Raw genomic sequence first — 26,163 nt, forward strand, 5'->3', positions numbered from 1 at the left:
TTCATTGAAAACGTAAAATTTTTTAGAATTTTCTTAAATCAATTTGAGCAATATTATAATGAGATGCGTGCGCAACAACTTCCCCTTTTTTAATTACCAATAACTGAGGAGATTGATGTAGTATTTGAAACTCGTATCCTATTTCATTAGATAACTCTCTGTATGAAAGTAAATCAAGATAATACACCTTAAAATCTTTTAAAGTTTCATCAAAATTACTTACAAAGCGTTTAATTACCATACTACTGATACCACATCTTGTAGAATGTTTAAAAATTGCGACAGGTTCTTTTTTTGATAAATTTTTAATTTGTTTGAGCTGTTCTAATGATGTTAACGGAATCCAATTAATAAAAGATTCCTGTTTTTCTTGTTTTTCTTGTTTTTTTCCAAAGATTGAATTAAGTATTCCCATTTATATATTTTTTTAATCTGTCGATGTTAAATACAAAACCTTTCAGTAAGTCAAAAAGTCAGTAAAAACAACACGATTGAAGACATTTTGTCTTAATTTTAATAAAGTTATTCATTGGTATTACTTTTGACCTTAATTCATCGAAGAAGACAAATAATAAAATTATGAATTTCAACAATTATACAACAAAATCACAAGAAACCATACAACAAGCACAACAGTTAGCGCAAAGTTATGGTAATCAACAAATAGAAAATGAGCACATATTTAAAGCATTATTAATTATTGATGAAAATGTGTTGCCTTTTACATTAAAAAAACTCAACATTAATATTAATGTTGTCCAACAAATTTTAGATAAACAACTAGAAGGATTTCCTAAAGTTTCTGGTGCAGAGTTAATGCTTTCTCGTGAAGCAAATAAAACATTAACTGAAGCTGCTATTATTGCTAAAAAAATGAATGATGAATATGTTTCTATAGAACATTTAATCATTGCTATTTTTAAATCGAAAAGTCAAATAGCACAGGTATTAAAAGATCAAGGAGTTACTGAAAAAAGCTTAAAAGCTACTATTGAAGAATTACGAAAAGGCGAAAGAGTTACTTCTCAAAATGCTGAAGAAACGTATAATTCTTTAAATAAATATGCGAATAACTTAAATAAATTAGCGCAAGACGGAAAACTAGATCCTGTAATTGGACGTGATGAAGAAATTCGTCGTTTATTACAAATTTTATCACGTAGAACTAAAAATAACCCTATTTTAGTTGGTGAACCTGGTACTGGTAAAACTGCTATTGCTGAAGGTTTAGCGCATAGAATTATTAGAGGAGATGTTCCTGAAAACTTAAAAGATAAAATTATTTTTTCTTTAGATATGGGAGCCTTAATTGCAGGAGCTAAATTTAAGGGGGAGTTTGAAGAGCGTTTAAAATCGGTTGTTAAAGAAGTAACAACATCTGAAGGAGATGTTGTTTTATTTATTGATGAAATTCACACCTTAGTTGGTGCAGGTGGCGGTCAAGGAGCAATGGATGCTGCAAATATTTTAAAACCCGCATTAGCTCGTGGAGAATTACGTGCAATTGGTGCTACAACTTTAGATGAATATCAAAAATATTTTGAAAAAGACAAAGCTTTAGAGCGTCGTTTTCAGAAAGTTATTGTTGATGAACCTGATACCGAAAGTGCTATTTCTATTCTTCGCGGAATTAAAGATAAATACGAAACACATCATAAAGTACGTATTAAAGATGAAGCTATTATTGGTGCTGTTGAGTTATCACAACGTTATATTACCAATCGCTTTTTACCAGACAAAGCGATTGACTTAATGGATGAAGCAGCTGCTAAATTACGAATGGAAATTAATTCTAAACCAGAAGAATTAGATGTTTTAGATCGTAAAATAATGCAATTAGAAATTGAAATTGAAGCTATTAAACGCGAAAATGATGAAACAAAACTAAAGTCTTTAAATGCAGATGTAGCTAACCTTAAAGAAGAGCGTAATGAAATTAGCGCCAAATGGTTATCTGAAAAAGCTATTGTAGATGCTGTTCAGCAATTAAAAACGGATATTGAAAATTACAAAATTGAAGCTGATAAAGCTGAACGTAATGGAGATTACGGTAAAGTTGCAGAGTTGCGCTATGGTAAGATAAAAGAAGCTCAAGAGGCACTTGAAAAACAACAAGAAATCTTAGCTAACCAAAGCGAAAATGCATTAATAAAAGAAGAGGTTACCTACGATGATATTGCAGAGGTTGTTGCTAAATGGACAGGAGTTCCTGTGACAAAGATGATACAATCTGAACGTGAAAAATTATTACAATTAGAAAATGAATTACACAAACGTGTTGTAGGTCAAGAAGAAGCTATTGAAGCTGTTTCTGATGCTGTTCGACGATCTAGAGCAGGACTGCAAAACCCTAACAAACCTATTGGTTCTTTCTTATTTCTAGGTACAACAGGTGTTGGTAAAACAGAGTTAGCAAAAGCGTTAGCAGGTTATTTATTTGATGATGAAAATGCAATGACTAGAATTGACATGAGTGAATATCAAGAACGTCATTCTGTAAGTCGTTTAGTTGGTGCACCTCCTGGTTATGTTGGTTATGATGAAGGGGGACAATTAACAGAAGCTGTTCGTCGAAAACCTTATTCTGTTATATTATTAGATGAAATTGAAAAAGCACATCCAGATACGTTTAATGTATTATTACAAGTATTAGATGAAGGTAGATTAACAGATAATAAAGGTCGTGTTGCTGATTTTAAAAACACCATTATTATTATGACATCTAATATGGGAAGTCATATTATTCAAGAAAAATTTGAGAATATGAAAGGTGATATTCATACAACAATGGAACTAGCTAAAGTTGAAGTTTTAGGTTTACTAAAACAAACTGTTAGACCAGAATTTATTAATAGAATTGATGATATTACATTGTTTACTCCGTTATCTACAGATGATATTAAAAAAATTGTAAAAATACAGTTGAATAATGTTAAAAAGATGATTGCTGAACAGAACATAACATTTGACGCTACAGATGAAGCTATTGATTATTTAGCTGTTAAAGGCTATCAACCTGAATTTGGAGCTCGCCCGGTTAAACGGGTAATTCAAAAAGAAGTGTTAAATCAATTATCTAAAGAAATTTTAGCAGGAAAAATAAGTACAGATAGTATCATATTATTAGATGCTTTTGATAATAAACTAGTTTTCAGAAATCAATCTGATTTAACAGAAAACTAGAAGTTAGTTTATATAGCTGATTAAAAGTGATGCTTAAAAAAGCATCACTTTTTTTATTTTAACTATATTGCTTAATAAATAAACACTTATGAAAAAATATTTCTTCCTTATTACTTTTATTTTAAGCTCATTATCTATTTTTTCTCAAGATGATATTACAACTTATTATCTAATTCGTCATGCAGAAAAAAACAAAACAGATAAAACGGATAGAAATCCACATTTAACTAATAAAGGTGTTAAACGTGCTGCTTTTTGGTCAGAAGTTTTATCTTCTGCAAACATAAGTATGGTTTATAGTACAAAATATAATAGAACTAAAGAAACAGCAACACCTACAGCTTTAAAAAACAAATTAAGTGTACTACTATATAATCCTAGTAAATTGTATGATGATGATTTTAAATTAAAAACAAAAGGTAAAAATGTTTTAATTGTTGGTCATAGCAATACAACACCTTCTTTTGCTAATAAAATACTGGGTAAAGATTTATTCAAACAAATAAATGAGAGTGCTCTTGATAGTAACAGTAATTTATACATTATTACTGTTACAAAAAACGGAGCTACAAGTATTCATTTAAAAGTTAATAATTAATTTTAGTACTTAATTTCAATATTATCTAAAACAATCTCAGATAGTTTTTTTAATTTTCCTTCCTCATATAATTTATCAATAGCATAAAAGTCTATACTCTTATCTATGGGCTTGTAATTATTATAATCAGCAAAACGAATTCCGTTTACAATATTTTCTTTTTTAACATCTCTAAAACGAATACCTCCACCATTTGTATGGTATTTATATGCTAAATAATCTAACTTGAAGCTTTCTTTTGAAAACCAGTAAATAAATATATCATCAAAATCATCCCCTCCTCCATCTTCATTAAAAGTTACTTGAATTTTATAATACTCTTTACCTTTAATAAATACATTTTCTAATACCTTCTTTTTTGCTGCAGGATCATTTAATCCATATGGTAAAATAGAAAAGTAGTGTACTGAATTTACAGAATTACCATATGCATCTTGATCTTTTTTAGATAAAGAAACTAAACTATCACTAACATATCGTTTAAAACCATTGTTAGATAAGACATCTTTATAGTTGACTAAATCTTTAGTAATAAACCTAAATAATTCATAATCACCTTTATTTCTCTTAGCTATATAATGATTACTCCTAAACTTAAAAGAAATTTCTGAATTAGAAATTTTTTCTAAGTTCGAATTACTTACTGATTTATCTACAATTTCTTGGGCTGTAAACTTTGGCTTACAAGCTATTGTTAAAATAATAACTACTAAAAAAATATATCGCATAAAACTTTGTTTACTTTGGTCTCATTTAAAACTCAAAATTACAGGTTTAACAATATCAAAATTATAAATTTATGTTAATAAAAAAAAGCTACTAAAAATTAGCAGCTCTTTTCGTTAATATTTGTTGTACTTCTAAAATCTCATACCAACACCAAAACCTATTAAAAGAGGGTTTATTTTAACTGCAGCTGGCAACACTGCTATTCCAGCATCTACAGTAACGTCAGTACTTAAATCAATATATTTAGCATCAATATTTAAAAACCATGTATCATCTAAATCATAATCAAATCCAAGTTGAAGCGCATAACCAAAAGAGTTATCATAATCAACATCAACTACTGCTCCTGGATCTGAATTGTAGAAAAACGTGTAGTTTACACCTGCACCTACATAAGGCCTAAAATCACTTAAATTAAAATGATACTGCGCCATTAATGTTGGAGGCAATAACCAAACATGCCCTAAATCTACATTACCTAAAGCTGTGTTTACAGCATTAACGTTATGCTTAGTTGTTCCTAAAACTAGTTCTGCAGCAATATTTTCTGTAAAGAAATATGTAAAATCTAATTCAGGAATAAAATTATTACTAATTTCAACATCACCACCAATAGTTCTTATAGTTGCAGATTCATTAGCTAATACACTTACCCATCTAAAACGAGCTTGCCATTTCTTCTCATTTTTAGAATTTTCTTGAGCATTAATATTTGTAAAAAATAAAACCCCAAAAACGATACTTAAAAAAACTTTTTTCATAATTATAAACTTTAATTTCTATAACAAAAATAGTTTCAGAAAGAGCTCTAAATAATGATTAAAATCATAGTTTAATAATTTTCTTTAGACACTTAAATTATTAGTTATATTTGCAATTACTATGCAAAAAAAAATTAACATACAAAATAAAAAAGCTCGTTTCGAATACGAGATATTAGATAAATATACTGCCGGAATTCAACTTACTGGTACAGAAATAAAATCAATTCGATTAAGTAAAGCTCGAATAACAGAAAGTTTTTGTGAGTTTAATGATCAAGGAGAACTTTTTGTTATTAATATGTATATTGAAGAGTATGCCTTTGGTAACCATTTTAATCACAAAACAACAAGTGAGCGCCGTTTACTATTAAATAAAAAGGAACTTAAAAAATTAGAGAGAGAAGTTGAAGCTAAAGGAAATACTGTTGTGCCTCTTAAACTATTTATTAATGAAAATGGTTGGGCAAAACTTGATATTGCTTTAGCTAAAGGTAAAAAAACGCATGATAAGCGTCAAACAATGAAAGACAGAGATAATAAAAAAGATTTAGCAAGAATTAAAAAAGATTTTAATTAATGCTTTCTATTTTTTTTCATATTATTCACTGGAAAAGACTCTTATACTTTTATTTTATTCTATTTTTATTAAAATACTGCCTTATAAATGGTTTTGGGTTCGAAACAACTCTTTCTTTTTTTGATTTAGGTATTTTAGTAAGTTCTGGTGTTTTAATAATTGCATCAGGTTATTTATTTAATTATTTTTATAGAAAACAAAAAAGGAATGTTAAATTCCCAGTAAAAAAAGCAAAAGAGTATGCTATTATTTTTGCTTTTTTGAGCTTAGTACTAGGCTTTCTATTAGCTTTTAAAATTCATAAACCTAATTACAGTTTTCTTTTTATTTTTGGAGTAATTTATACTTTTTTTTACGCTAAAAAAGTTAGAAAAAAAACATTTTTTAGTAATCTCCTTTTATCTTTTATTAAATCCTTTACTATTCTAATTGTTTGTTGGTTTGACCTCCCTTCTAATTTATCATCATCTCAATGGGATCTCTTTTTTAAATTACAGATTATAATATTAATATATGTAGTTATTTCTTTTTTAAGTAATATTATTAGAGAAATAATAATTGATATTAACAATATAAACTCCGACAATAATTTCAAACACAAAACATTACCTATTTTATTAGGTAGAAATAGAGCAACTAAAATTGCATTAGCTATTTGTATTTTAGTCTGTTTATTTGTTTTTTTTATTGCCATTATATACGTTGAAAACACATACTTATTTACCACAATCATATTATTAGGTACAATTCCTCAATTATTCATAATCTATAAATTAATGACAGCTTCAAGTTCTAATGATTATATTTTTTTATACAAACTATCAAACATTGGTTACTTTTTAGCTGTTTTAAGTATTCCTATAATATCTTATTACATTAAACATGCTATCAACTAAATTATTAAATTACACTATAATTCTTGCTTCTAAATCACCAAGGAGGCAACAACTTTTAAAAGACTTAGATATAGATTTCACTATAAAAACAAAAGAAGTTGAAGAGATTTATCCTGAACATTTAGTCGCTTCTGAAATAACAGATTATCTTTCTGATCTAAAATCAAAACCTTTTAGTGATGAATTAAATGAAAAAGATATCTTAATTACTTCAGATACTATTGTTTGGTCTAACAACAAAGCACTAGGCAAGCCTAAAGATTACAATGAAGCTTTTAAAATGCTAAAAGAGTTATCTAATAATACACACCAAGTAATTACATCAATCTGTATTTTAAATAAAAACTTTAAGCATATAATTAATGATACTACTACTGTTACTTTTAAAAAGCTTACTGATATTGAAATTGAATATTATATAAAAAATTATAAACCTTATGACAAAGCAGGTGCTTATGGTATTCAAGAATGGATTGGAAAGATAGGAATAACTGAAATAAAAGGTAGTTATTTTAATGTTATGGGCTTTCCTGTTCATAAACTTTATAAAGAATTAATAAATTTGTAGTTCTACATTTTTATAAAAGATTATTTTTGACACGTATTTACACAACACAACTAATGAAAAAATATACTTACACCGAAAAAAAAGATACCCGATCTGGGTTTGGAGATGGTTTAACCGAATTAGGAAAAACAAATCCTAATGTAGTAGCATTATGTGCAGATTTAACAGGCTCTTTAAAAATGGGGGACTTTAAAAACAATCATCCAGAACGTTTCTTTCAAATAGGAATTGCTGAAGCAAATATGATTGGTATTGCTGCTGGTTTAACTATTGGAGGAAAAATTCCATTTACAGGAACTTTTGCAAACTTCTCTACAGGTCGTGTATACGATCAAATTCGTCAATCTGTAGCTTATTCAGATAAAAATGTAAAAATATGTGCTTCACATGCAGGTTTAACACTTGGTGAAGACGGGGCTACACATCAAATACTAGAAGATATCGGGTTAATGAAAATGTTACCAGGTATGACAGTTATTAATACTTGTGATTATAGCCAAACTAAAGCAGCAACAATTGCTATTGCAGCATATGAGGGACCTGTGTATTTACGTTTTGGTAGACCAAAAGTACCTGTTTTTATGACAGAACAACCTTTTGAAATTGGTAAAGGAATAAAACTTACAGAAGGAAATGATGTTACAATTGTAGCAACAGGACACTTAGTTTGGGAAGCTTTACAGGCTGCTGAACAATTAGAAGAAAAAGGAATTTCTGCAGAAGTAATAAATATACACACTATTAAACCTTTAGATGAAGATATTATATTAAAGTCTATTGCAAAAACAGGTTGTATTGTTACTGCTGAAGAGCATAATAAATTTGGAGGATTAGGTGAAAGCGTTGCTCGTTGTTTAGCAACGAACACTCCTACTCCACAAGAATTCGTAGCTGTTAATGATAGTTTTGGAGAATCTGCTACTCCAGCTCAATTAATGGAAAAATATGGCTTAAATGATGAAGCTATAGTTAAAGCCGTAGAAAAAGTAATCTCAAGAAAGTAGTTTTACTTAATACTAAAAAAAAGCATCATTTTTTAAATTAAAAAATGATGCTTTTTTTTTCAACACTCAATAAATTAAGATAAAATAAGTTTTAATAGTATACTAAAATAATAAACGATGAAAAAAATATTTTTATTAGCACTCCTTTTCATAGGAGGAACCCAATTAAGTCAAAGTCAAATACAATTTGGTATTAAAGGAGGGGTAAATTATAATTCGGATTCTTTTCTAGAAGTAAAAACTGATGTTCTTAGTGGAGCTAAAAGTAAAACAGGTTTCCATGCTGGTATATGGACCCGAATTAAAATCCCTGTTATTGGCTTATATATTCGTCCTGAATTAGTCTACACTTCCTTAAAAAGTGAATTATCTTTTAAAAATTCTAACGAATTAGCCTCGTATGATTTTCAAAAAATTGATATACCAGTATTGTTGGGTAAGAAAATTTTTAAAATTGCACATATATTTGCTGGTCCCTCTTTTCAATATATAATTGACGGTGACTTTGATTTAAAAAGTATCTCTGACTTAAAAACAGATGCTAGTGGATTCACTGTTGGGCTTCAACTAGGTGCTGGTGTGGAATTAGGTAAAATAGGGTTAGATATACGTTGGGAAAGAGGTTTTTCTGATACTGAATCAAAATTAATAAGTAATAATACAGATCCTGATATTGATTTTGATACTCGAGTAAACCAAATAATTGTTGGTTTATCATATCGATTTTAATTTTACTAAAAATAAGACATAAAAAAAACCGAACATTAAGTTCGGTTTTTTTTATGTCTTATTTTCTAATATCTCTATTTAAATAATCAGGAACAGTAGGTTTATTTGGATCACTAAAATCATTACTAGGATCACCATCACCATTTGGATCTTCATTTTTTGTTAGTATACCATCTCCATCATCATCTACATCAAGGTAATTTACTATTCTATCTTTATCAGTATCATCATTTCTTGAATTACCATCTTCATCTGCGTCTTCTAAAATTGAGAAAACTCCATCTTGATCATGATCCGTATTTTCAACAAAATCTAACAAATCTATATAAAATACAAGTTGTGAGTTAGCTGGTATATTTCCACTAGGTAACTCAGCATAAGCTAAACCTGAAGGAATAATAAGTATCCCCTTTCCAAATTTCTCATAAGATATAGGACCATCACTTGTATTGTTCAATCCTGCTCTAAAATTAGGTATCCCTAAAGACCATCCTCTAATAGGGTTACGGGCAGCAATAGGACTATTACTTGCAGTCAAATTCCACCATATAGGCGTACTTCCTGTCTGATTTAAGACAAACTCACTCGTCTTAGATGTATACCAAACTTGGTATTTAGTAAAAACAGAATCTAAAGATGTAGGCCTCCCTATAGATGTAGTAATTTTACTACTAGATTTACCTTGCTTTGTAGACTCACCTTCTTTAGTAATAATATGATACAAATCATATGATATATCATTTTCAATATGAGTCTTTTTAATCAATCTAGCATCTCCTGATAAAGGTGTTTTTCCAGAAACTAAAGGTTTTATAGAGTCTATAGTATCATCAAAATAATAGTTATCTAAAAAATTAGCTATAGAATCTTTGTCTTTTAAAGCTTGCGCTTCATGATCAAATTTTACAATAGTGTTACTATCACTTCCACAAGAATATAACAAAGCACTTAAAAACACAGTGCAAAAAAGATGTTTAAATTTTATCATTTAATATTGAAATTTTAACGCGCAATTTACCATTTTTATACCTTTGTAAAAAACTAAAAGATAAATTTTAACTTTTCATATGAGAATTGACAAATATTTATGGTGCATTCGCTTATTTAAAACACGCAGTATCGCTACTGAAGCGTGTAAAAAAGGGCATATTAAAATTGATGGAGTAAATTTAAAACCTTCTAAAGATATATTCGGTAATGAAGAAATAATCATTCGAAAGAATCAAATTAACTATAAAATAAAAGTAATAGACATACCAGATAGCCGAGTTGGAGCTAAATTGGTAGATTTATACAGAAAAGATATAACACCAAAGGAGGAGTTTGAAAAAACAGCGCTATTAAAATATTCAAAAGATTACTATCGAAAAAAAGGTGCTGGAAGGCCTACAAAAAAAGATAGACGAGATATTGACGATTATTACGATGATTCTGAAGAAAATGATATTAATTTGTAATATCTTTTATTCAATAATAAATTAACAAATATGATTATAGCTGACAATATTATTTTAACGGATAGCCAAGTCGCGCAAAAAATTAGAAGAATAGCCTTTCAAATATATGAAAGTAACAGCAATGAAACTGATATTATAATTGCTGGTATCGCTAATAATGGTTATTTATTTGCTGAGAAGATTCAGGCTGTATTAGCTGAAATATCACCCTTAAAAATTGAATTATGTAAGGTTATAATAGATAAAAAAAATCCTATTACGCCTATTACAACTTCTATAGATAGCAATCAATACCAAAACAAATCTTTGGTATTAGTTGATGATGTTTTAAATTCGGGTACAACATTAATATATGCTGTAAAGCATTTTCTTGATGTACCTTTAAAAAGATTTAAAACAGCTGTTTTAGTTAATAGAAATCATAAGAAATACCCTGTTAAAGCTGATTTTAAAGGAATTTCTTTATCTACATCAACAAAGGAACATGTAGTAGTAGAGTTTAAAAATAACGAAACCCTTGTTTATCTAACTTAATAATTGGTATACCTCTTCTACAATTTCCTGTGTATTTTTATTATCTACAGGTAATTTATATTTCGACTTGTTATAAAAGTAGCTTCGTTCAAATAAATGTTTAGCCACAAACTCCGCTAATTCATCTTCTTTTAATCGAGCTACTAAAGGTCTTTGATTTTTTTCATTGGTCAATCTTTTAACAATTGTATCAATACTTGTTTTTAAATATATAGCATTCGTATTTTTAGATTCAGTAATTATATCCATGTTACCAGCATAGCAAGGAGTACCTCCTCCTAATGATAAGACAATATCCTTATTTAAGACCATTAATTCTTTTAAATATAAGTGTTCTGCTTTTCTAAAATATATTTCACCTTTCTTCTCAAAGATTTCAGATACCGTCATTTTTTCCTTTTCTTCAATATAATTATCTAAATCAATAAAAGAAAAGTTCATTTTTTGTGATAATAATCTACCAATTGTAGATTTTCCACTAGCCATATATCCTATTAAAACAATTTTCATAATCTAATAATTAAGTGGTTACAAATATGAGTAAAAAATATTACAAAAAAGTTTTTTTGAATTAAAGAATAGTTGTATATTTGCAACCGCTTTAATAAAGAAGCAAATGACCTGGTAGCTCAGTTGGTAGAGCATCTCCCTTTTAAGGAGAGGGTCCTGGGTTCGAGCCCCAGCCCGGTCACAAAAAAGTTAAGCATTCGTTTGCTTAACTTTTTTAATTTAAGCACATATGGCGGAATTGGTAGACGTGCAGGCTTGAGGGGCTTGTGTTCGTAAGAACGTGCGGGTTCGACTCCCGCTATGTGTACAAAGCATAAATCTTTCTTTTTTAACTAGTTGTCTAAAAACACTAATTAAAATGAAAGCTTTATTTTATGACAAAAGAGTAAAAGTGCCTGTAAAAGTGCCTGTAAAATACTTACAAAAATTGTTCACAAACCCTAAACTTTACATACCTAAAATCAAAGGAACTAGTAGGCCTGATATTAATGAATATTGGTATGTTTATTACTGGTTCCGTAATCCTACTTCAAATTTATTAGAAAAATACAGAGAAAAACAAGGTATAAACCGTTTAAAAACTATTTCTCAACGCACTGAAGCTGGTAATAACTTAAGAAAAGCCACACTTCGATTTTTACAAGATGGAGGAAACCCTTGGGAAATAAAGAAATTTAAAGAAGATTTAATTAATAAAGAAACATTTTCTGTTTCTGAAGCATTTGATATTGCTTTTAAAGAAAAATGTAAAGTATGGGGACAAACTTCTAAAGATGTTAATAATACTCAATACAATGTATTTATAAAGTGGTTAAAATCTAATAATCTATTCACAATAAGTATTAAAGAGCTTACAAAAAGGCATATTGTAATATTTTTAAATGAATTAACAGATCAAAATGGTAGAGCCAATAGTAATACCACCCGAAATAATTATAGACGCCTAATATCTTCTTTAGTATCTCAAATGGTACATGACGATATTCTAGACTTTAATTTTGTGTTGGCTATACCTAAACTAAAATCAGTTGCTCAAAAAAACCAGCCTTTTACACTAAAGCAACTAAACGCAATAAAAGAGTATTTAATTGAAAATGATTTGTATTTATATACATTTATGAAATTTGTTATGTATGCCTTAATGCGTAATGTTGAAATTTGCAGGCTACAAGTTAAAGATATCGATTTAGATAACAACATTATTAAAGTTAAGACAAAAACTGAAGATTCTGCAACTATTTTAATAATACCTAAATTAAAAAAGGTTTTACTTAAGATGGAGCTTGATAAATACAGTCCAACTGACTTTTTATTTACTAAAAATAAAACTCCTGGTACTTGGGTAGTTGAAAAGGAAAGATCAAAAGTTAATTTTTTTAGTAGGCGATTTGAAAAAATGAGAAAAGCTATTGGGAAAAAAAATAATCTAAATAAAAATCATAATATTTATTCAGGGCGACACACAACCGCTTTGGATTTATTTAATTCTTTTAAAAACCAAGGTTTAACCGATTTAGAAAATAAACATAGATTAATGACTATTACTAGACATAAATCTATTAGTGGTTTAGAAAATTATCTTAGGGACATAGGAGCGTCTTTACCTAAAGATTATTCAGATGATTATACTTTAAATTTTTAGCTCTCCCCTATTCTTTAATCTATAGTTTTACCAATTAATGTTTTACATCCTTGCTTTTAATAAGCCATTTTATATAGCTAAGTTTTTATTTTAAATTATATTCGAATACTCAACTATTAATTGAATAATTGAGTTGTATAAAAACACCTAAAAGTATCGATTATATGACAATTTAGTGGCATAACGACACCTTTAGTGTTCATATATATATATATAAGTTATGGGCAATTAAAAAACAGCACCTAAATTATTATGAGAATAAAAGAAATTTATATAGATAATTTTAAAACTTATGATAAGTTAAAGTTTCAATGTAATGATGAATTTAATTTTGTTGTTGGAGAAAATAATATTAGAAAATCTACTGTACTAGAAGCTGTCCAACTATGGAAATGTGCATATGACAGACTCATCCAAAACAATGGTAAAAGTTTTTATGGAAGTTCTACACCTTGTTATTTAACCTTTGAATCTTTATTTTTCTTACGCATTACATCTGATAAAGATATTTTTAAGAAATCATCAAAAAAAAAGCTTTCAGTGACGTTAACATTCTCTCATGAAGAAGTTGACTACCCTTTAAAAATAACTATAGAAAAACCAAATATTCCAAATTCGTATTTTAGAATAAAATATGACTCCATATCGTTCAATAACTTTAGAGATAAAATAATTGATTTAGGTCTAAATCTAAGAAACACAATATTCATATACCAAACTCGACCATTATTCAATTCAATTAAAAATGAGCCATTTTATAATAATGCTCAATTAATTAAAAAGATATCCCTTGGTAAATCATATGAAGTGATTAGGAATAAAATTCTAAAATCGGAAAAGGCAGATATTAAATTTCAAGAACTTGAAGAAAAATTAAAAAATGTTTTTAAAACAAATTTTACTATTCGTTCTAAAAACAAAAATAAACAGGATGATGAACATGTAAGACTAACAATTCAGGAAGAAGGTAAGTCAGAAGTAGAAATTTCATTAATGGGAAGTGGAATTTTACAAGTGCTTGAAATCTTCTCAACACTTGATTTCATAAAGAAACACGAGCATTGTGTAAACATATTACTGATAGATGAACCAGATTCACATATCCATACAAATCTTCAAACAAGCTTAATTGACGAGTTAAGAAAAAATACGGAATATCAAATATTCCTAATTTCACACAATGACCGACTAATTAATAAAGCAGAAGATGGACAGTTGTTTTATTTTAATCAAAAATCTATAGAACAAGGTGTTGTAAGAAGTTTACCTATTGATTCTTATTCAAGCGTCGGAGTTGATTTAGCTAAAGACTTGTATTCTCTTGAAAAATCTAATTCTGATAAAATAATAGTTTTAACAGAAGGCAAATCTGATAAAAAAATACTAGAATCTGCTTGGGAAAAACTGAATCCTGATACTGAAATCCCTTATTTAATAATTCCTACAGGTAGAGAGATTGATGTAGAAAAACGAACTGGAAGTGCTGATTCTGTCCAACAAACTCTAGAGTTTGTCTCAAATCTAATTGATTCGTTGAAAATTGTAGGCTTATTTGATAATGACCAAGAAGGGAACAACAAATTTAAAGGACTCAAAAAAAATGTTTTTGATAATTATTCTTTTGAAAATAATAGTCGTAAACATCTAGAAAAAGACATTCATGGATTACTTCTTCCTATTCCCGATGGAAGAGAACTTTTTGTTTCAAATACTGAAATGCAAGATAGGTTTCTTGTAATTGAACATTTTTTTTCGAATGAAATTCTAGAACAAAATAATATGATTAAAAGTTATGTTATGAATACGGAAGTTTCAAGAATAAAAGACAAAAAGAATGACTTCTCAGAATTAATAAATGGTTTAGATTCTGTTCATTTTTCCGAATTTGAAAAGATTTTTAATGCTATTGACTTATTATTCATTGAAGAAGAAGTTGTTATCCCAATATAAAAAGCCCATAACAATGTATGAAAAACATAGGGCGTTTGTGCTAAATCGAAAAGTCTGTGAATATTAACAAAGTCCGCTAAATATAAAATTTGGCATTTATAGTAGAAAAGATAAAAGCAAAATATTTATATTTAGCTAAGTAATAAACCGAAACGATAGTGCTTATCACCTGCCCTACGATTTCTTATACTGAACGTTGCCACCAATACGAGAAAAAATTTGCGCTAAATGAAAAAACTTTTGATTTTGTTGATTGGACTAAATTTTATTTCGTGTAGCCGATTGACACATTCAGGATTTTGGTTACGATACAAATCTGACCAAATAACCGAACAAAAAAATGACCAAGGACCTTGGGGCGGAACTTTAGCAATAAACTGGAAAGCAAAACCGAACGCAAGTTTTAAAATATCGGAACTGAAAAAGATTGCGGAAGAAAATGACTGGAAACTGATTGACAGCAAATCACTGAATGAAAATGAATTGAAAAATATGTCGGAACTGAATAAATCGATTATCCGTGTTCCGCTTAAAAATTTCGAGCCGAATGCAAAAAATGCGGATTACAAAAGTCAACCACTTCCTCGTTGGATAAATACAGATTCTAAACTTTACCGATTTAAAACAAACCGATTGATATTTGACTCTGGAACTGATGATTCAACAACCGAAAACGGATTTATACTTTTAAGCGAAAATGGAATGGAGATGAGTGTTTACCAAATTTGGGGCGAATAAAAGGATTGGAAAAATGGTCAATTATGGAATTACGAGAAAACGGTATTTTTAAATATAAATATGGATTGAGTGCCTGTCAAGTGGAAGTAACTGGAATTTACTCTGTTGAAAACAAGAAAATTAAATTTAAAAACGACATTGAATTTACCGATAAATATTTAAAATCTGAAAGAGATTCTCTGATTAAATCTGACTCTACTTTTATAGGAATCGGAATGCCAATATATCCCGATTTAATTTTAACGGAATGGAAAATAAAAAAGAACTCAATAAAACCGATTTCGGAAATTGATTGTGGTTGTATAATTGAAAAAGAGAAACATAAAAAACGATAAAAACCAACTTTCTAACACTATATATATATATAGCTAGCTCGAAAAGGTGTTGTTTTTTTACGAGGTCGCCAAATATTTTGATTTGGCTTTAAACAAAAAAGATAAATCAAAAGAGAAAAGTTTAACTTAGTACAAAACCGAAATTAATCGCTTATCATCTGCCCAACTTGCCATATATTTAAAGTTAGTCACAAGCTCTGAAAAGCCAACTCGCAGTCAAGCACATTTTATTTTTTTCGTGGCTCAAAAAATAAAAAGAGCTTGCCTTTCACACTTCTCACTCTTACGGAATGATAATTTTAATACTCATTTAGTGAGTATATTGAAAATGTTCTTTACATTAGTAGACTGAATTAAAAAAATTCAAAAATGAACCGAATAAAAGAGGTTTTAGAAAAAAAAGGAATAAAACAAATCTGGTTGTCTGAACAACTTGGAAAGAGTTACAATATGGTTCACTCATATGCTCAAAACAAGAGACAACCGAGTTTAGAAGACTTGTATAAAATTGCAGGAATCTTAAACATAGAAGTAGCCGAATTACTAGAAAAAAGAAACAAAATATAATGAGCGACTGGAAAAAATTAACAAAAGAAAAACTTGCAAAAAGCAAGAATAAGGTTGCAAAAATCGACCTTGAAAAAGAAACGGTTGAATATTCAAAGGGTATTACAAAACCCAAAATTGAAAAACTTGGACCAGAAGAAGTTGTAAGAGCTTTTTTAGTTGACAAACTTGTAAATGAACTTGGGTACTCGGAAAAAAATATTGAACTCGAAAAATATTATGTAAGAGGAAGTATTGGTCGAGAGAAACAAAAAAACAAAGATGATTCTGCTAGAGTTGATGTAATTGTTAAAGATCAACACGGCAATCCCTTTTTATATATTGAAGTCAAGGCTCCTGAAATGTTTGACAATGGAGAAAAAGATATAAAAGGTCAACTTTTTGAACTTTCTGATTTAGAAGAAAAACAGAATAAAACGAAAGTAAAATATCTAATTTATTATTCTTTAGATACAAGTGAAGAACTCGCAGATAGAATGTATTTAATTGAAAAAGATGAATACAAAGAATATGATGATTGGCTAGAAGAAAAAGACAAAACTTTTGGATTAGAGATTCCTTTCAATTATGGAAAGCCAAAACTTAAAGAACGTGTAAAAGACGAAAAGGACACAGATTTACTTTCTATTTCAGAATTAAAAATGTCTGAAATTAGAAGAAATATTCACAATACACTTTGGAGTTCTGGTGTTGAGGATAATGAAGCTTATATCTTTTTAGTTCAGTTTTTATTGACTAAAATCTATGATGAAGACGAAACTATTGAGGGCGAAAAATACAGATGTCAGATTTACGATAAAGATTATGATGATCAAAATAAATTCTTTGATCGTATAAACCAATGTTATAAAGATGCATTACAAAACAAACTAAATTATTCAGAAGAAGATTTAAAAAATGTAGGTAACATTTTAACTACAGAAAAAATATCTTTACAAAGTCTGTACTTTCTAGTAAAAGAACTTCAAAACTATTCTTTTTCTAAAAGTATTAGAACACAGAAAAAAGATATTTTAGGACACTTTTTTGAAGAAACAAACAGAGAAAAATTTAAACAATCGAAAGGTCAATTTTTTACAACAACAAACGTTGTTGATTTTCTAGTTTATGCAATGAAAGTTGATGAGTTAGCAATTGAGCGTTTTGAAGAAAATTACTCTTTACCATACATAATTGATCCTAGTACAGGAAGTGGGACGTTTTTAATTGAAGCAATGAAAATTATTACCAAAGAATTTTCTAAGCACAATTTTAAATTAACAAACACTAAAAAAGCAAAGCTTAAAAAACTATTTCCAGACGAAAAACCTAACGATTGGGCAGAAGAATATATTTATGGAATAGATAATTCTTACAGTTTAACCGTTTCTACTAAAGTAAATATGATTTTACACGGAGACGGTAGTAGTAATACGTTTAAAGATGATGGCTTAAAAAGTTTACAAACTTATTCTAAATACACTAATTCTAAATTAGCGAATTACGAAACTGGACATAAGGTTTACAACAAAGCAAAAGGCAACATTGGGGTTAATGAACAATTTGATGTAATAATTTCAAATCCTCCATTTAGTGTAAACATAAACGACTCTAAAGAAGAAGTAGATAAATATTTCTTATTTGGAAAGAAAAAGAATTCTGAAAACTTGTTTTTAGAGCGTTATTACCAACTTTTAAAAGAAGGCGGAAGACTTGGTGTTGTTTTACCTGAAAGTGTTTTTGATACTACAGAAAACAAATACATTCGTTTGTTTTTATATAAATATTTCAAAATTAAAGCTGTTGTAAGTTTACCTCAAATAACTTTTGAGCCTTTTACTTCAACAAAAACAAGTATTCTTTTTGCTCAAAAAAAGAAAGTTGCAGAAATTGAAAAATGGAATACTCAATGGGATAAATTTGGGAATGAATGGAGTTTGTTAAAAACAAGAATGAACAGTTACGTTCAATTTTTTATTGACAAGAAAAAACTAAATAAAAAATGGGCAAAAGATGTCGTTTCTGATATTGAAAAAAAGAATAATAAAAACATAATCAAAAATATTCACAGATTTTTGAAAGATTACTTAACAGAAGAAGATAAATCTTTAAAAGTTAATGACATTTTAACTAAATACAATGCTGAAATAATAGCTTTATCAAAATATGAAAAAGAAACTGAAGTTTTTGGTTTCTATAACGCTTGGTGGGTTTTTGGAGAAGTTGCTCAAGAAATGGATATTGATTATGATATTTTTATGGCAGAAGCAGAAAATGTTGGATACAAACGAACAAAAAGAAGTGAAAACCCAAGACCAAACGATTTATTTGATATTGAATACGCACCTAATACTTTAGATTGTACTAAAATCATTTCAGATTATGATGAAAATATTAAAAATTCACAAGTTGAACAAAAAGATGCAGAAACAAAAGTAAAAGCTTTAAAAGCAAAAGACGAAACAGCAAAATCAAAGAAATCAATTGAAAAGCTGGATTCAGAAATTGAAATTATAAAGATCAAAATAGAAAACCTAGAAACAGAAAAAGAAACTGTTAAAGAAATTCTAGAAACTTATTACAAGAAAGATATTTTAAAATCTGAATTCTACGAAAGAACAGAAAAAACTTTAATAGAACATTTTGATAAAGGACTTTTAGTAAAATACAAGAGTAATGATATTTTATTAAGAAAAACAGAAACCCACAAAATTTTAGATTCAATTAGAAAAGATGTAGTATGGGCATAAAAATATTTAAATCTAAACTCTCGGAATTCAAAAATGATCCATATGCAAGATTTGATGTGGATTATTTAGACTTATATAAATCATTTTTCAATTTAAAACAAAAAAAGTATTTAAATGATTTTATAACATTTATAGAAACAGGTAAATCTATTACTAAAGAAGATTATAATAATGCTCCTTCTGAATATGCTCATATTGTTGTAAGGAATATAAAAAATGGAGAGCTAAAACTATCAAATTTAGTTTATTTAAATGAAGACAAAGGAGAAGATTTGGCTCCTTTTCGTCTTAAAAAAGATGATATTTTAATTGCTATTTCTTCAAACGTAGGTTCAAGTTGTATTATAGACCAAAATTATGATATCAATCTAACACTATCTCATTACATTGCTAGAATTAGAGTTGACGAAAATAAAATAAACAAAAACTTACTTGTACATTATTTAAATTCAAAATTAATTCAAGAATATTTCAGATGTACTGAAACAGGTAAAACATTAAAAAACTTATCTAAAACTTATATCCATAGACTTCCTATTATTTTACCATCTGATATTGATTTACAAAAAGAAATTGTAAATCAAATAAAACCTATTGAAAAGTCTATTAAGAAATTAAAAACTAGACAAGATGAAGATGTAAATATTATAAATAGAGTTCTTGGTGAAGAACTTAATTTAGACATAGACAAATTTGAAAAATTAAAAACTGAAAATAAATTTGGATCAAATCTTAAAGAATTTAGTAATAATATAGATTGTAGATTTAGCTTTAAGTTTCATAATAAAGCAGGTCAGTTTGTTTGGGATTTTTTATTTTCAAAAACCAATAAAAGAATTAAGGATTTTATATCAGAACCAATTGTTTTAGGTAAAAGTGTTTCTCCAAAAGATTACGATAATGATGGAGATTATTATTACATAGCAATGTCTAGTATAAAAACTTGGGCTTTTGATCCAGAAGGCTGTAAAACTGTTAGTAATACATATTCTAAAGCTAATAAAAATAAATCAGTACAAAAAGACGATATTATTTTAGCTCGTTCAGGAGAAGGAACAATCGGAAAAGTTGCATTAATAGAAGATGAAGAAATAGATGCAATTCACGCAGATTTTACGCAAAGAATTAGGCTTACAAACTACAATGCAAGATTGGCGTATTATTATATGCGTTCTGATTTATTTCAATATTTAGTTTACACACACAAGAAAGGTTTAGGAAACAATACAAATATTTTTCCAAGCCAAGTTCAAGAATTTCCAATTCCAGATTGGGAAGAAACAAAACAAACAGAATTAGTTGATAAAATAAAAACACAAATAGACGCACAAAAAGAAATTGACAAACAAATAACGAAAAAACAAGCCGAAATAAGTGCAATAATTGAAAAAGCTATACAAACGGAATAGCCAACATAAAAAAGTAGTTGAAATTGATATTGAGGTGAATGAAGAAAACGCATTGGAATTTATAAAAAGAGAAACGAATGAATAGCCAACAAATAAAAAAAATTCAGCTTATTTGGGACAATTATATTAAATCAAACAAGCAAGTTTTAGACACTAAAGGACAAGAAATTTCTAATATTGATAAAACTAGATATGAAGCTATTGTTCAATTAAAAGAACTTATTGAGCAATTCAACATTAGTGAATCTAATATTTATGAGTTTAAAACAAACATAGATAGTTTTAATAAACGTAACAATTTTTGGGGTTTTACAGCAACAAAAGGTCAAATGTTTTTCAACCAATTGGTTAAATACAGCGAAACAAAAATTGATGCTCTAAGTGTTCTATTGAAAGATGTAATTTCAAAACCAAAAGATTTGAAAGATGCTCTTATTAAAATTGAAAAACTAGAAAAATATTGCTTACCAATTTTCAATAAGGCGAAAGACAGGCGAAAGGCTCCGAATCCTGGTTCTGTAGGTTATTACCTTTCCTACTTTTGGCAAATTCACGATAATTCTCAATGGCCAATTTTATATACTTCTCAGATTAATTCTTATAAAGAACTTAATTTATGGGAGGATAAGCCTTCACAAAAGGAAACTTATAGTTTTTTTTACAATCTAAATCAAGAAATAAAACAAGTTTTAGAATCTCATTCAAAAAAAAGTATTTCAAATTGGGATGCGGAACACGCTTTTTGGAATTTTAAAGGAAACCCGAATAAAGAATTAGTAAAAAAGAAAACAGAAACTAAAGAAATAAAAACAGAGCTAGAAACTAGTATTGTTATTAATTCTAGTTTTGAGCTTTCTGACTATTTAATTCCTAAAGTTGCTAAATTAATCGACTTAGGGAACGAAACTGAAAAATCATCTGCTTTAAAAGGAAGTGAATACGAAAAATTAGTAGCTGAGATTTTTAAACAACTAGACTTTGAAGTTGAAGTGTTAGGACAAGGAACTGGAAGAAATCCAGATGCAATAATACGATTACGAGAAGAAAGTACAGCTTTTCTTGTTGACGCAAAAGCATACAGTAATGGTTACAGCTTAGGTGTTGATGATAGAGCAATTAAAGAATATATAAATCACTATTCGCCAAAGCTTCAGAAAGAAGGATACAAAAAAATCGGTTTTATAATTGTGAGTAATTCATTTAAATCAAATTTCGATAGTTTTATAAATGATGTTACGTGGAATACAGACGTTAAACGATTTATTCTTTTATCATCAGAAGCACTACTCTATTTGTTAGCGTACAAAACAAAAGACCGATTAAGTTTGTCGACAATCATAGAAAGTATTATTGGGTTTGGTAATCCTGTAACTGCGAATAACATAATTGAAGAATTTGATGATGTATAAGCCAACGCAAGTTCAAGCACATTTAAAGTTTGCTCGTGCCTCACAAATTTAAAAGAGCTTTCACGTCAACGCTAGCAAGTTTTCGGAATAAAACCAGTGGCTAACAACGTGTATAAAACACAGATATTACAGGCTTTTCGAGAGGTTTTTATATATTTACAAAGTACGCCAAATTTTTAATTTGGTTATATTAGAAAAATAAAAATTCGGCTCGTGCTAAATCCGAAAAGTTAGCATTTATTTACACGCTACGTTTCATACACAAGACCGTTATAGGCAATTTAAAAACAACTAAAGATATATAGTATTTACATGACTGAAATAAAAATACCTAAAAATATAACTCCAAAAAAATTAAATAAACTCTTTGAAGATTATTTAATAAGAAAAAACTTAAGCAATATCACATTATCAATACCCGATTCTATTAACAAATACACTTTTGGCTTATTAGCTAATCTACTAAAACTAGTTATAACATTAAATAAAAAGTCAAATATCAAAATATTAAAAATTGATATTGACCATGAAAATTTAGAAAATTTTTATGACCAAGAATATTCTTACCCTATAGTTTCATTATTATGGAATACATCAAGTTTTGTTGATAGAAACGGAAATGAAATCAAACCTAAACTCAGAAAATTACAAAATGACTATTTCATAAAAATGAATGGTTTATCAAGGTTTAAGGGCAATAAATATATATTAACTAATACAGACCATCTCTCAAAAAACAATGGATTAGTAAAGTTATTTGAAAATTCGAATGGTTTTAATGATAATGAAGAACAAATCACTAAAAGTGTAAAAAAAATATTAAATGACTATGTTTTAACATTTAATAAGAATAATCTAATTGAAATAGACAGTATTGTTGATGATATAGGAGCTATAATATATGAATTAGCAAAAAACACTTATGAATGGGGAAGAACTGACTCCCAAAACATTGAGATATCTTCAAGTATTAGAGGTGTTTACTTTAGATTTCATAAAAACAACAAGGAAAAAATAAGTCAAGAATTTAAAGACACACCATTAGACTCGTATTTTAAACAAAAATATATTTTAAATGAATGTACTAATGAACTAAATCAAGTTTATTTTCTGGAAATTTTAGTTTTTGATTCTGGAGTAGGATTTATAGATAAATTTCATCAAAAAGATTCCTTGACTGATTTAGAGATAATAAAAAAATGTCTTATAAAAAATCAAACATCATCAATTACTAACCTAAAATCAAAAAAAGGTTTAGGATTAGATAGAATATTAAATATTCTAAATCAAAAAGGTTTTGTTAGGATAACAACTAATAAATATTCTGTTTTCAGAAATTTGATAAAAGATAATCACAAACCTACAAATATACAAGACTTGGACTCTTTAGTTTTAGAAGATTGGAATAAAAATGATTTCAAAACAACAAACATGATTAATGCGACCGGTTCGCATATTAGCATTCTTTACCCTTTTAAAAGCATATCATAATGGGAAAGTTTTACATCTACAATTCAAATATTGATAATCGAGATTACAAGAATGCTACCGTTATATTCAATCCAAATATAACATTTGATTTCAATGCATTACAAAATGAGCTTTCTGATTATTTCAGTAATCATCACCAAACTAGCGCTATAATATTTCTTCATTGTAGTACTATAAATAAAGTCGATTTACTAATAGCAGCCAATTTTAATAAAATATTCAAAAGTATTCCAAAAGCTGAAGAAATATCTCTTTCGGAGAATATTTTTCATGTTTCCTATTATAAAGATTCTTATCAATTTTCATCTAAAGACAAATTTATAAAAAGACATTTTAAAGAAATTATTAACCAAGGATTAGCTAATATTTTCATCAAAAACGGAGGTCTTGTTGAAAGCAATGGTATCTCTCATCATTATGTTTTTCCATCAGGAAAACATTCTTCTAAGTTTTTAAGGACTGCTAATGTTTTAACAAATAAAAGTGAAATAGATTTTATAGCATTAAATACGTTACACCAGTTTAAAGGAATAGATTTTAATAACATTTATTGTGACACATTATCAATTAACGTCATAGCCTATTCCATCACTCATTACTTAGATAGGTTTGGAAATTCAAAATCTATAAATATAGAATCTTTTAAATCCTATAACGGTATATATAACGAAAATTCAATTTTCTATGAAGATTCAATTTTTCTTATTTCGGCATCAACCTCAGGAGGAATAATCTATTATTTAAAAGATAAACATCCAGAAATAGATTCTAAAAACATTTGCATTCTTTACTATTTACCTATCGATAAAAATTCACATTTAGCTTTAGAAAGTGTTATTTGTAATCTATTATTACATGATAAGCTAAAATACGGAATAGAAATTTACGCCCAATTTAAGGTAAATCAAAAATGTGTTTTTTGTGAGAACAATTCTAGTCCTATCAAGATTATTGGAGACTCTTTTAGTTTAGATGAACCAATAATTAATACAAGGAATATTATTGCAAAAAAATACATTACTAAACCAATAAAAGACTTTGTTGAAACTTTCAAATTCAATAATAAGACAGGAACATCACTTAAAGTTTCCTATAGTGAAGAATCTACTATTAGGAAAAAATACAATCTTTATATTGACTATGAAAATATCATTGAAAATATTTCAGAAGAACAGTATAAAACACATAGAGAAAAAATAGATGCATATGTTGACCAGTTCGTTCCAGCATCATTAAAATATATAATTTACCTTAACGACAAAGGTTCTTTATTGTTATCTGAATATATTCATGAAAGAATAAAAAAATATTCAAATAATTCTATTCAAATAATTAATCAATCTGATTTAAACGAGAATTCAATTACTAAAGACACTCCAGGTTCTGTATTAATTGTAGGTTCTTGTATTACCAATGGTAAGAACTTACTTTATTTAAGTAGGTTCTTTAGAAACCATGATAATATAAGATTGATTTATTTTATTGGAATAAATAGAATTAGTGATTCGACAAAGCAAAGAGAACTTAAGAGTAACATAAAATATGGCTTATATGGTGCTGAAAATAGCTCGTTTATAGAAATCGAAAATATATTTTGTGACAATTTAAATATTTCTACTCCTTGGGAAAATGAGCTAGAACATTTAAAAGATATTCAATCAAGCTTAGACAAGTCTTCCACGTTTATTGAAAAAAGAATCATTATAATAAATGAGTTTTCAAATATCAAAAATAAAGGAGGAACTACAGAAATTTTCTATGGAGACATAAATGAAAATGAACTTAAAATAAGAAAAAACTCTGCTTTCTTTAATGATAATAATTATTTTGAAAATGTTACACAATCTGATGTCTACTTCACTATATCTTGTGTATTAACTAACATGAGAAATAATAAAATAGATGGATTATTTCAAACAAATTTTGTAAAAAACTTACTTGACCCACTTATATTTAACCGTTTCAATGATGGAATTATACAAGCATCTATTCTAAGAGCTTCCAAAAATGAAGAACTAAATTACTCTATAAGCTATAAAAGCTCTGAAAACATGCTTACACTTTTAAAAACATTCATAAAGCATAGAAATGAATATCAAGGAGAAGCTATAATTGAATTTCTTTATGCTTTATCTATTGGTAAATTGCGTTTATTTAAAGACCATTACAGAATATTAATTGAAGAGCTTAATGATACAAATGACAAAAAGATAAACATTTTCAATACTTCAATTAATACTATATATAAAAACAGCCTATAACAAAGAACTGAGGTAGAAAACAAATCTTTTCTTCATTAAATTTATACAATATTATTCTAGGCTCAAAATACTATTACTTGGTA

General features: G+C 27.8%; 24 protein-coding genes and 2 tRNA genes. 21 read left to right on the forward strand and 5 right to left on the reverse strand.

What is annotated here, in order from left to right; all coding sequences use genetic code 11:
• Positions 1–22: 22 nt before the first annotated feature.
• A complete protein-coding gene (ytxJ, locus tag CXF68_RS14720) occupies positions 23–415 on the reverse strand; it encodes a bacillithiol system redox-active protein YtxJ (RefSeq protein WP_101045887.1) in 393 nt (130 codons plus the stop codon).
• A 164-nt stretch (positions 416–579) separates the two neighbouring features.
• Here ytxJ and clpB point away from each other — a divergent pair, with 164 nt between their 5' ends.
• Complete coding sequence (clpB, locus tag CXF68_RS14725; RefSeq protein WP_101045888.1) at positions 580–3,183, forward strand: ATP-dependent chaperone ClpB; 2,604 nt, start codon at positions 580–582, stop codon at positions 3,181–3,183.
• 88 nt (positions 3,184–3,271) lie between these two features.
• Entirely contained in the window at positions 3,272–3,781 is a 510-nt protein-coding gene (locus CXF68_RS14730) for a histidine phosphatase family protein (protein WP_101045889.1), read from the forward strand.
• Between the two features lie 2 nt (positions 3,782–3,783).
• Here the strand turns inward: CXF68_RS14730 and CXF68_RS14735 are convergent, their stop codons facing one another.
• Together CXF68_RS14735 and CXF68_RS14740 are read right to left on the reverse strand one after the other, a co-directional pair.
• On the reverse strand, positions 3,784–4,509 hold the full coding sequence (locus tag CXF68_RS14735; protein WP_101045890.1) for a DUF6503 family protein: 726 nt from the start codon (positions 4,507–4,509) through the stop codon (positions 3,784–3,786).
• 132 nt (positions 4,510–4,641) lie between these two features.
• Positions 4,642–5,271, reverse strand: coding sequence for an OmpW family protein (locus CXF68_RS14740; RefSeq protein ID WP_101045891.1), 630 nt, complete (start codon positions 5,269–5,271; stop codon positions 4,642–4,644).
• A gap of 121 nt (positions 5,272–5,392) precedes the next feature.
• On the opposite strand from CXF68_RS14740, the gene smpB reads away from it, so the two are divergent.
• The 5 genes from smpB to CXF68_RS14765 all read left to right on the forward strand — a co-directional run bounded on the left by smpB (position 5,393) and on the right by CXF68_RS14765 (position 9,048).
• Complete coding sequence (smpB, locus tag CXF68_RS14745) at positions 5,393–5,851, forward strand: SsrA-binding protein SmpB (protein WP_101045892.1); 459 nt, start codon at positions 5,393–5,395, stop codon at positions 5,849–5,851.
• Positions 5,851–6,747 carry a UbiA family prenyltransferase gene (locus tag CXF68_RS14750; protein ID WP_101045893.1) on the forward strand — a complete coding sequence of 299 codons (897 nt, stop codon included), beginning with the start codon at positions 5,851–5,853 and terminating at the stop codon, positions 6,745–6,747. Before smpB ends, CXF68_RS14750 begins: the two co-directional genes overlap by 1 nt.
• Positions 6,734–7,315: a Maf family nucleotide pyrophosphatase gene (locus CXF68_RS14755; protein WP_101045894.1), complete on the forward strand. Its 582-nt coding sequence runs from the start codon at positions 6,734–6,736 to the stop codon at positions 7,313–7,315. The genes CXF68_RS14750 and CXF68_RS14755 overlap by 14 nt, the downstream gene beginning before the upstream one ends.
• A 53-nt stretch (positions 7,316–7,368) precedes the next feature.
• Positions 7,369–8,319: a transketolase family protein gene (locus CXF68_RS14760; RefSeq protein WP_101047553.1), complete on the forward strand. Its 951-nt coding sequence runs from the start codon at positions 7,369–7,371 to the stop codon at positions 8,317–8,319.
• A gap of 117 nt (positions 8,320–8,436) precedes the next feature.
• Entirely contained in the window at positions 8,437–9,048 is a 612-nt protein-coding gene (locus tag CXF68_RS14765; protein WP_101045895.1) for a porin family protein, read from the forward strand.
• Positions 9,049–9,106: 58 nt separating this feature from the next.
• Here the strand turns inward: CXF68_RS14765 and CXF68_RS14770 are convergent, their stop codons facing one another.
• The gene (locus CXF68_RS14770) at positions 9,107–10,036 is read right to left on the reverse strand and encodes an FKBP-type peptidyl-prolyl cis-trans isomerase (RefSeq protein WP_101045896.1); all 930 of its coding nucleotides are present in this window, start codon (positions 10,034–10,036) and stop codon (positions 9,107–9,109) included.
• Positions 10,037–10,115: 79 nt separating this feature from the next.
• Here CXF68_RS14770 and CXF68_RS14775 point away from each other — a divergent pair, with 79 nt between their 5' ends.
• Both CXF68_RS14775 and CXF68_RS14780 read left to right on the forward strand, forming a co-directional pair.
• Complete coding sequence (locus CXF68_RS14775) at positions 10,116–10,505, forward strand: RNA-binding S4 domain-containing protein (RefSeq protein ID WP_101045897.1); 390 nt, start codon at positions 10,116–10,118, stop codon at positions 10,503–10,505.
• A 30-nt stretch (positions 10,506–10,535) separates the two neighbouring features.
• Positions 10,536–11,039, forward strand: coding sequence for a phosphoribosyltransferase family protein (locus CXF68_RS14780; protein ID WP_101045898.1), 504 nt, complete (start codon positions 10,536–10,538; stop codon positions 11,037–11,039).
• On the opposite strand, the gene CXF68_RS14785 is transcribed toward CXF68_RS14780, so the two are convergent.
• Positions 11,031–11,549, reverse strand: a complete 519-nt coding sequence (locus CXF68_RS14785) for a shikimate kinase (RefSeq protein ID WP_101045899.1) — start codon at positions 11,547–11,549, stop codon at positions 11,031–11,033. The two genes, CXF68_RS14780 and CXF68_RS14785, sit on opposite strands and share 9 nt — an antisense overlap.
• A 108-nt stretch (positions 11,550–11,657) precedes the next feature.
• Here CXF68_RS14785 and CXF68_RS14790 point away from each other — a divergent pair.
• The 12 genes from CXF68_RS14790 to CXF68_RS14845 all read left to right on the forward strand — a co-directional run bounded on the left by CXF68_RS14790 (position 11,658) and on the right by CXF68_RS14845 (position 26,080).
• Positions 11,658–11,730: transfer RNA gene (locus tag CXF68_RS14790), tRNA-Lys, on the forward strand.
• A 42-nt stretch (positions 11,731–11,772) separates the two neighbouring features.
• A tRNA-Leu gene (locus tag CXF68_RS14795) sits at positions 11,773–11,856 on the forward strand.
• A gap of 51 nt (positions 11,857–11,907) precedes the next feature.
• Positions 11,908–13,191, forward strand: a complete 1,284-nt coding sequence (locus CXF68_RS14800; RefSeq protein ID WP_101045900.1) for a site-specific integrase — start codon at positions 11,908–11,910, stop codon at positions 13,189–13,191.
• 252 nt (positions 13,192–13,443) lie between these two features.
• Positions 13,444–15,141 carry an ATP-dependent endonuclease gene (locus tag CXF68_RS14805; protein ID WP_101045901.1) on the forward strand — a complete coding sequence of 566 codons (1,698 nt, stop codon included), beginning with the start codon at positions 13,444–13,446 and terminating at the stop codon, positions 15,139–15,141.
• Positions 15,142–15,387: 246 nt separating this feature from the next.
• The gene (locus CXF68_RS14810; protein WP_198553829.1) at positions 15,388–15,879 is read left to right on the forward strand and encodes a hypothetical protein; all 492 of its coding nucleotides are present in this window, start codon (positions 15,388–15,390) and stop codon (positions 15,877–15,879) included.
• Positions 15,880–15,902: 23 nt separating this feature from the next.
• The gene (locus CXF68_RS14815) at positions 15,903–16,214 is read left to right on the forward strand and encodes a hypothetical protein (RefSeq protein ID WP_101045903.1); all 312 of its coding nucleotides are present in this window, start codon (positions 15,903–15,905) and stop codon (positions 16,212–16,214) included.
• Between the two features lie 369 nt (positions 16,215–16,583).
• Positions 16,584–16,781 carry a helix-turn-helix domain-containing protein gene (locus CXF68_RS14820; RefSeq protein ID WP_101045904.1) on the forward strand — a complete coding sequence of 66 codons (198 nt, stop codon included), beginning with the start codon at positions 16,584–16,586 and terminating at the stop codon, positions 16,779–16,781.
• A complete protein-coding gene (locus tag CXF68_RS14825; RefSeq protein WP_101045905.1) occupies positions 16,781–19,510 on the forward strand; it encodes an N-6 DNA methylase in 2,730 nt (909 codons plus the stop codon). The genes CXF68_RS14820 and CXF68_RS14825 overlap by 1 nt, the downstream gene beginning before the upstream one ends.
• Complete coding sequence (locus CXF68_RS14830) at positions 19,501–20,919, forward strand: hypothetical protein (protein ID WP_101045906.1); 1,419 nt, start codon at positions 19,501–19,503, stop codon at positions 20,917–20,919. The genes CXF68_RS14825 and CXF68_RS14830 overlap by 10 nt, the downstream gene beginning before the upstream one ends.
• Positions 20,920–20,996: 77 nt before the next feature.
• Positions 20,997–22,328 carry a restriction endonuclease FokI C-terminal domain-containing protein gene (locus CXF68_RS20885; RefSeq protein ID WP_198553830.1) on the forward strand — a complete coding sequence of 444 codons (1,332 nt, stop codon included), beginning with the start codon at positions 20,997–20,999 and terminating at the stop codon, positions 22,326–22,328.
• 312 nt (positions 22,329–22,640) lie between these two features.
• Positions 22,641–23,819 (forward strand): hypothetical protein, encoded by a 1,179-nt coding sequence (locus tag CXF68_RS14840; protein WP_101045907.1) that lies wholly within the window; start codon positions 22,641–22,643, stop codon positions 23,817–23,819.
• A complete protein-coding gene (locus CXF68_RS14845) occupies positions 23,819–26,080 on the forward strand; it encodes a hypothetical protein (protein WP_101045908.1) in 2,262 nt (753 codons plus the stop codon). Before CXF68_RS14840 ends, CXF68_RS14845 begins: the two co-directional genes overlap by 1 nt.
• The last annotated feature ends 83 nt before the right edge of the window (positions 26,081–26,163 follow it).

The organism is Tenacibaculum sp. Bg11-29, assembly GCF_002836595.1.
Taxonomy (GTDB): Bacteria; Bacteroidota; Bacteroidia; order Flavobacteriales; family Flavobacteriaceae; genus Polaribacter.

Excerpts from the sequence above, each read along its gene's own strand:
- CXF68_RS14750 (WP_101045893.1), top strand. The coding sequence starts at position 5,851 with ATGCTTTCTATTTTTTTTCATATTATTCACTGGAAAAGACTCTTATAC.
- CXF68_RS14775 (WP_101045897.1), top strand. The coding sequence starts at position 10,116 with ATGAGAATTGACAAATATTTATGGTGCATTCGCTTATTTAAAACACGC.
- CXF68_RS14840 (WP_101045907.1), top strand. The coding sequence starts at position 22,641 with ATGACTGAAATAAAAATACCTAAAAATATAACTCCAAAAAAATTAAAT.
- CXF68_RS20885 (WP_198553830.1), top strand. The coding sequence starts at position 20,997 with ATGAATAGCCAACAAATAAAAAAAATTCAGCTTATTTGGGACAATTAT.
- CXF68_RS14815 (WP_101045903.1), top strand. The coding sequence starts at position 15,903 with ATGGAATTACGAGAAAACGGTATTTTTAAATATAAATATGGATTGAGT.
- CXF68_RS14755 (WP_101045894.1), top strand. The coding sequence starts at position 6,734 with ATGCTATCAACTAAATTATTAAATTACACTATAATTCTTGCTTCTAAA.
- CXF68_RS14800 (WP_101045900.1), top strand. The coding sequence starts at position 11,908 with ATGAAAGCTTTATTTTATGACAAAAGAGTAAAAGTGCCTGTAAAAGTG.
- CXF68_RS14820 (WP_101045904.1), top strand. The coding sequence starts at position 16,584 with ATGAACCGAATAAAAGAGGTTTTAGAAAAAAAAGGAATAAAACAAATC.
- CXF68_RS14845 (WP_101045908.1), top strand. The coding sequence starts at position 23,819 with ATGGGAAAGTTTTACATCTACAATTCAAATATTGATAATCGAGATTAC.
- CXF68_RS14765 (WP_101045895.1), top strand. The coding sequence starts at position 8,437 with ATGAAAAAAATATTTTTATTAGCACTCCTTTTCATAGGAGGAACCCAA.
- clpB (WP_101045888.1), top strand. The coding sequence starts at position 580 with ATGAATTTCAACAATTATACAACAAAATCACAAGAAACCATACAACAA.
- CXF68_RS14785 (WP_101045899.1), bottom strand. The coding sequence starts at position 11,549 with ATGAAAATTGTTTTAATAGGATATATGGCTAGTGGAAAATCTACAATT.
- CXF68_RS14770 (WP_101045896.1), bottom strand. The coding sequence starts at position 10,036 with ATGATAAAATTTAAACATCTTTTTTGCACTGTGTTTTTAAGTGCTTTG.
- CXF68_RS14735 (WP_101045890.1), bottom strand. The coding sequence starts at position 4,509 with ATGCGATATATTTTTTTAGTAGTTATTATTTTAACAATAGCTTGTAAG.
- CXF68_RS14825 (WP_101045905.1), top strand. The coding sequence starts at position 16,781 with ATGAGCGACTGGAAAAAATTAACAAAAGAAAAACTTGCAAAAAGCAAG.
- CXF68_RS14730 (WP_101045889.1), top strand. The coding sequence starts at position 3,272 with ATGAAAAAATATTTCTTCCTTATTACTTTTATTTTAAGCTCATTATCT.
- CXF68_RS14830 (WP_101045906.1), top strand. The coding sequence starts at position 19,501 with ATGGGCATAAAAATATTTAAATCTAAACTCTCGGAATTCAAAAATGAT.
- ytxJ (WP_101045887.1), bottom strand. The coding sequence starts at position 415 with ATGGGAATACTTAATTCAATCTTTGGAAAAAAACAAGAAAAACAAGAA.
- CXF68_RS14780 (WP_101045898.1), top strand. The coding sequence starts at position 10,536 with ATGATTATAGCTGACAATATTATTTTAACGGATAGCCAAGTCGCGCAA.
- CXF68_RS14740 (WP_101045891.1), bottom strand. The coding sequence starts at position 5,271 with ATGAAAAAAGTTTTTTTAAGTATCGTTTTTGGGGTTTTATTTTTTACA.
- CXF68_RS14760 (WP_101047553.1), top strand. The coding sequence starts at position 7,369 with ATGAAAAAATATACTTACACCGAAAAAAAAGATACCCGATCTGGGTTT.
- CXF68_RS14805 (WP_101045901.1), top strand. The coding sequence starts at position 13,444 with ATGAGAATAAAAGAAATTTATATAGATAATTTTAAAACTTATGATAAG.
- smpB (WP_101045892.1), top strand. The coding sequence starts at position 5,393 with ATGCAAAAAAAAATTAACATACAAAATAAAAAAGCTCGTTTCGAATAC.